The sequence below is a fragment of the Bacteroidia bacterium genome (genome assembly GCA_019695265.1).
Taxonomy (GTDB): domain Bacteria; phylum Bacteroidota; class Bacteroidia; order JAIBAJ01; family JAIBAJ01; genus JAIBAJ01.
In genome coordinates this window covers 1-6,203 of record JAIBAJ010000150.1, presented here as the reverse complement: position 1 = coordinate 6,203, position 6,203 = coordinate 1, and the positions used below count along the sequence as shown (strand labels likewise).

The following is a 6,203-nucleotide window of genomic DNA, read 5'->3' as shown; positions in this document are numbered from 1 at the left end:
GGTGTAGTTTTCCTTTTTAAAAGTCATCTTTTTAAAATTAAAGTTGACTTTTATCTACGGAATATGCTTATTTTTAGGTCGTGGATAGTCTAAAGGGGCTAGCGAAGCTTTTGTTCAACAGCGGTTTTGCTCAACGCGGGCATTTAAGGTCTCCAGAAAGATCACTGTTGCTTGGAAAATCAAGATTCAATTGATACATTTGGGTGAAAGTCCCGCGCTGCGCAAAGCCGCGGACCGTGTGTGTCTTAAATCAACAAACCAGTCAGTTTGTTGAATGCTTTTCAGAAGATGGAAGCCAAAGTAGGGAACGATAAACAACAGTGGAGCTCAAGCGAAGCGAGTGGCTATGTTGCAGGAACTACAATGGGAAGGCCTTCCAAAGACGGCTGTCAAGAGCAGCCTTTAAATGGGTGTAACTTTTTCCAATTATTTGGCACATAGCATATTGAATAGGAGTTAAGGATTACTAAAATTAAAACCATTTTTTTTATTTATAAAAAATGCACATAATTGCATGCTATTGGCTGGGTAAGGGAGAGGAAGGTAGCCTTAAGTTATATGCGATTTTGGAGGACCGAGCTAACCTAAACATAAATAGATGTTTTGAACATTTATTTCTCCGATGTTCCATTATTCGTTAACTTTGTACTGTTTTTGAATTGATGGAGCAACAAAGGCAAATAATATACTACAAAGATTACTTTCTTGACTTCTTTGACCAACAGCCAGAAAAGGTAAAAGAAAAAATTAATTACGTCCTTTTTTTAGTATCAGTTGCCGATAGAATTCCGCAGAAATTTTTTCAGCACTTAGAAGGAACCAACGGACTTTATGAAATTAGAGTAGAGATTCAAGGTAACATCTACCGCATTTTCTGTTGTTTTGACGAAGGTAAAGTGGTTGTATTATTCAATGGTTTTCAGAAAAAATCTCAAAAGACTCCAAGGCAAGAACTTGATAAAGCAATAAAAATTATGGACGACTATTTTGAGGAAAAATTAAAACAGAAGCAAAATGAAATCAAAAAATCAAACAAGTAAAAAGATAACAACCTTTGAGGAACATTTGGACAGTCAATATGGCAAAGTTGGAACTGCTAAACGAACTGATTTTGAAATAAAGGCCAAAGCCTTTGCAATTGGTGAAGTAATCAAAGAAGAAAGACGACTAGCTTCAATGACACAAGAACAGTTAGCTGAAAAAACAGGAACAAAGAAAAGTTTTATTTCAAGAATTGAAAATGGGCATAGCGACATTCAACTTTCGACACTTTACAAACTTTTAGAATATGGACTTGGACGTAAAATTTCCCTTACAATCCATTAAAATAGAAGTAAAACCGCATATAACACGGTGAAAAAGCCATGCGGATTTTCGGTTCAAATAGTATTTTCGGTTTTTCAAAATTAGTTTTGTGCTAAGTTTGATTTTTGGTGCTTTGCCGTCCGCACGGCCCCTGCACCGGGAATGTTAACTGCCAAAAAATACTGAAATTGACAGACAAGCAAAAGGAAGATAATGACAAGTGGTCAGGAACAATAGAATTGAACAAGGATGATATTGTTTTCAAAAGCCAAGGAAAGGAACTTATAAGACTTTCATTGGCGAATATTAAAGTTATTGGAGAAATGACTACTGCTGCAGACCCTATGGCAAACGACTGGTATTTAATCTTCGTTGACAAAAACAACGAACCCTATTATATACCGGCATATGCTAACGAGATGGAGCGTTTCCAAAAACAACTTGGTGAAAAACTAAATTCTATAATTGTTTGTAGACTTTTTTCTTCAATTGACTTCGACTCAAATATCATTTACCCAAATGAATTCGCCGGTCATAAGCTTTTTGACTTTAAAGAAGAACCTCCTAAAAACCTTTGGGAGAAAATCGGCAAATTCCTCGGACTTGGAAGACCAATAATACCGGAATTGACAGAAGTGGTGAAAAAGTATAAAAACAACATCTAACACAAGGCAAAAACCATAATCAGTTCTGCACTTCAAATCCACTTTTTCTGTTACCTGGATTTTATACTTCAAAAACACATTTGTCTGTTATTTCGCTTACACCACCTGCCCCCCTAAAACCTTATACCGCAATTATTCCTGTTCTAGTTTCAGGTGTCAGCCTAAAACTATTAGATTTGCTTTGAATTCCCGAGCAAGAGCCCGGGATGCCAGACTGAGTATAATTCCTTGATGAGCCATGGAGAAAGATATAGGTTTTCCGGAAGATCTTTTTCGATTTTAGGCTTATTTTGGTGTAAATGGGATGAGGTCTGAACTGGTAAACCATGGAACAGGGTGAATGAAGATTTGTTTGATTAAACCACCGATTTTGCATAAAGGCGCTTCGTTTGCCTTAATGCCAACTCCTCCAATTGGCCTGGCTTATATTGCCGGTGCCTTGGAAAAGGAAGGTCATCAACTTCAGGTTATTGATGCCAGTGCTACCTCTTTTGAAAAGAAACAAATCTTCCGGGATAACATTTACTTGTTTGGACTCACCTCGGATGAAATAATTAAGGAAGTTCAGGATGAACCCGATGTGTTTTGCCTGGCCTTGATGTTTACCAACAATTGGTTGCATGACCGGGAGCTTATAAGTAGCCTAAAACAGAGCTTCCCCAAGGCAACTTTTATTGCCGGAGGCGAACATGCAACTGCCGCACCGGAATTATGCCTTACTCAGGCTCCTTTGGATTACATCGTTAGAGGGGAAGGCGAGGAAACTATTGTAGAACTCATTCAGTCCATTCAATTAAATAAACCGGTTGCTGATAGTAAAGGTATTGCCTTTAAACAAGATGGAAAGGTGATTCAAACCAACAGAAGAGAAAGAATAAGGGAGGTACAAAATATCCCTTGGCCGGCCTGGCATTTGTTCCCTTTAGAGACTTATTTTGAGAATAAAATGTCGCACGGAGTTTACCGGGGCCGAACATTGCCTGTGATGGCAACCAGGGGTTGTCCATACGATTGCACGTTTTGTTCAAGCCCTCAAATGTGGGGCAGAAATTATTTTATGCGTCCTCCTTCCGATTTTGTTGACGAATTGGAGCATTACCATAAATCCTATGGTGTAACCAATTTTGATTTGTTTGACCTCACGGCCATTATTCTAAAGGAATGGATTATTGAAATGTGTAGGGAAATTAACCGCAGGGGCTTGAACATTACCTTTCAGTTGCCTTCCGGTACCCGGGCCGAGGCTATCGACTTTGAAGTAGCTACTGCCCTTCGCCTGGCAGGTTGCGCGAACATTACCTATGCTCCTGAATCGGGATCGGCAGCAGTGCTTAAAACCGTGAAGAAGAAGGTGAAAATTCCCAAAATGCTGGAATCCATCAGACATTCCAACCGGGCCGGAATCAATATCCATTTAAACATGATTATCGGATTTCCGGAAGATACACATGCCGATTTTTTCCATACACTCTGGTTCCTGATCCGCTGCAGTTGGTATGGTGCAAACGATATGGCAATGGCAGTTTTTACTCCCTATCCGGGTAGCGAAATTTTTAAAAAGTTGAATGAAAAAGGGAAGTTAAGACTCGATAATGATCAAACCCTGATTGAAATTATTGAATCTTACGACTTATGGCCGTCAAAAGTGTATAGCGAAAGGATCAATCCTACCCTGATCAAGTTTTATATCCTGTTAGCCTTGGTGTGTTTTTATGGCAGCAACTACCTGTTTAGACCCTTGCGTTTGGTAAGAACTTTGAAAAATCTGCTTACTCACCGGCACGAATCCAGGCTGGAACAAATTCTATACAAAAACTTTTTTAGAAACCTGTTCTCCCGAAATGCTTAAATGGAACGTATTAGGCAAATAAACACTATTCCATTGGGCCTTAAACCAGCCCTGTGGACCCTGGTTTCCTTCCTGGTCGCCTGGTTGAGCTTTACCTTTGTATACGACGATTCCTACGACGGAATAACCAACAACATGAGCGTTGGTCAATTTTCGGACTTTTCCTTAATGGATTGGCATTATCTCGGAATTATCTGGATAAAGGAGGTTTTTATGTTCTTGCAAGACTGCTTGCCAAAACTGAATGTCTTTTATTCCCTCTGTATATTTTTCAATTTGTTGGCCTTGTATTATTTATACCACAGCTTTTACCGGGTAACAGCAGCTTGGGGTAACTGGTCAATAGCCTTGATGGAAGTTGTTTTTTGTCTTGTTGGAATCGATAATTTAATTTTTATTACCCACACTCGATTTGCAACCATACTGGCCGGTGTGGCTTTGTTTAACCTGGGATACCACCAACAACAGAGCCGGAAAGAACTTCTTTTTCATGCCTGCGTTTTTTTATTTGGTTTTTTAGCCCGGCCCGAAAGCGGAATGGGGGCTTTGGTAGTGGTTTTGCCCGGTTTATTTCTGGGAGGGATACCCTGGACAAGGCTGCTTAAACTAGCCTCTTTGCCTATCGCCTGTTCCTTGCTTTTCTTTCTAAGCCTGTGGACTCACCAACAATTCACCAATCGCCTGGAAATATTGATGGAGCCCGATGTGGAATACGCCATGTCGTTGGATAAATTTAAACCTTTATCCAATGATGCCGGCACCCTGGATTCGATGCGGTATGTATTTGCACGAAACGCCTTTTTTATTGATACGGCATTTACCAACATACACTACTTCCGATCCATCATTTCCCATGAAAGTGATTTTGAATTAAGTTCTTACCTGGCTTCGGCCAGGCATGTGTTGGGGTTTTACAAAGCCTACTTATTTGGAACCTTGATTTGGTTGGTTCTGGGACTCTTTTCTTTTTCCCGTCCTTTAACCCGGCAGTTTTTGAATTGGATGCTATACCATGCCTGGGTTTTTCTGGTTTTTATACTTGTTGATAATCAGGTTAACCTGTCTGAAAGGCATTTCACCGGACTATTTCTCAGTGCTATTTTGGTTAGTTCGATCTTTTTCACACCTAAAAACAATTTATTGGTGTTGGGAATACTCCTTTTGCCGGGTTGGTATGGATTTCAACATACATGGGGCTATATTCAGCAAAACAACCAATTTGTAAAAAGCAGGGTAGAACGAAATGTGAAATCACTCAACACTTTGGAAAAGCAAATTCAAGGGAAAACCATTGTAGTGGCCATTTCAGGATTCAAATTGTTTGATAAACCATATTCACCTCTTGCTACCAATCGCAACAAAAACCGTTATCTGTTATACGATTTATCAACGTATTCCATAGTGCCCAGGTATACCGGGTTTTTGAATCAAACCTGTCATTGCGTGTCAACCAATCCGCTTTCGTTTTTCACCTGGTTGAACCAAACAGACTCCTACCTCCTGATTGCCGAATCCAGAAGCCATGTTTTGGAACGTTATTTTAAGGTGAGGTTTGGTAAAAACCTGGAGTTGGTAGATGTTTTACCCCCTGGTGATTTTCTAAATACAGGCGATTATCCGGATTTAAGGTTAAAAAGGGTGGAATGGAAAGATTCCTTGCCGCATTCAACAGGTCTACAGCAAACGCCATAATGTTAGCTTGCCATAGGCTATACCGAAAAGGTCAACGAAGCGGATACGACAATTTTTTTAATACTTTGTATGCGGGCCCCCTCCGCCCAACTAGTTTTTAATAGGGCTCCAAACAAGGTGCATGGGCGTTCGGGTCACGCTATCGGCTGTAGTCCTCGTCCCACTAGGCTAGCGCCGTAGTGGTCCTGTGGGCTACTTGCCTCTATCGTTGCCCGATGGCTTCGACCTTAACTTTGTGCAATTGGATTAAGTTCCTAGGTTATTCGATAGGTCCATTAAACCCAATTTAATCATTAGGAGGATTGAAAATCTGAACTACTTGATTTAATTGAGGTTACACCTTCCGGAGCATTTCGGGAAGAGTTTGTGTATTTCTAATGCCTAATTCCATCTAACTAGAATTTAAGTCATTGTATTTAAGTCATTTGAAAAAAAATGAATTTTCTTTTTGAAGAAAGATTAAATAATGGAATAATGATTTTTATAACCGAATAAGCCCTTGCACAAAAGCCTGTTAGAACCCCGTGCGTTGGCCTGGCTCAGCACGGGGCGCGCCGCGGCTGTGAATTGATGTTCCCTTGAAAAACTTGCAATGTCGTAGGCCTTCCGAGTACAAAAGATTGAACATTGCGATTCAGATTTTCCGGAAGGACCGATTTAAAAGATGGACATGCGCGAAAGGGTAAGTGGGT

At 40.2% G+C, this 6,203-nt stretch carries 5 protein-coding genes; all 5 read left to right on the top strand.

The window, feature by feature from the left end; translation table 11 throughout:
* The first annotated feature begins 662 nt into the window (after positions 1–662).
* A complete protein-coding gene (locus tag K1X82_14380) occupies positions 663–1,040 on the top strand; it encodes a type II toxin-antitoxin system RelE/ParE family toxin (protein ID MBX7183295.1) in 378 nt (125 codons plus the stop codon).
* The gene (locus K1X82_14375) at positions 1,015–1,326 is read left to right on the top strand and encodes a helix-turn-helix domain-containing protein (GenBank protein ID MBX7183294.1); all 312 of its coding nucleotides are present in this window, start codon (positions 1,015–1,017) and stop codon (positions 1,324–1,326) included. Before K1X82_14380 ends, K1X82_14375 begins: the two co-directional genes overlap by 26 nt.
* Positions 1,327–1,493: 167 nt before the next feature.
* Positions 1,494–1,970, top strand: a complete 477-nt coding sequence (locus tag K1X82_14370) for a hypothetical protein (GenBank protein ID MBX7183293.1) — start codon at positions 1,494–1,496, stop codon at positions 1,968–1,970.
* Between the two features lie 397 nt (positions 1,971–2,367).
* Complete coding sequence (locus K1X82_14365; protein MBX7183292.1) at positions 2,368–3,819, top strand: B12-binding domain-containing radical SAM protein; 1,452 nt, start codon at positions 2,368–2,370, stop codon at positions 3,817–3,819.
* Positions 3,820–5,511, top strand: coding sequence for a hypothetical protein (locus K1X82_14360; GenBank protein ID MBX7183291.1), 1,692 nt, complete (start codon positions 3,820–3,822; stop codon positions 5,509–5,511). It abuts the gene before it with no gap.
* The last annotated feature ends 692 nt before the right edge of the window (positions 5,512–6,203 follow it).

Coding starts and splice junctions, on each gene's coding strand:
- K1X82_14380 (MBX7183295.1), top strand. CDS start 663: ATGGAGCAACAAAGGCAAATAATATACTACAAAGATTACTTTCTTGAC.
- K1X82_14375 (MBX7183294.1), top strand. CDS start 1,015: ATGAAATCAAAAAATCAAACAAGTAAAAAGATAACAACCTTTGAGGAA.
- K1X82_14365 (MBX7183292.1), top strand. CDS start 2,368: ATGCCAACTCCTCCAATTGGCCTGGCTTATATTGCCGGTGCCTTGGAA.
- K1X82_14360 (MBX7183291.1), top strand. CDS start 3,820: ATGGAACGTATTAGGCAAATAAACACTATTCCATTGGGCCTTAAACCA.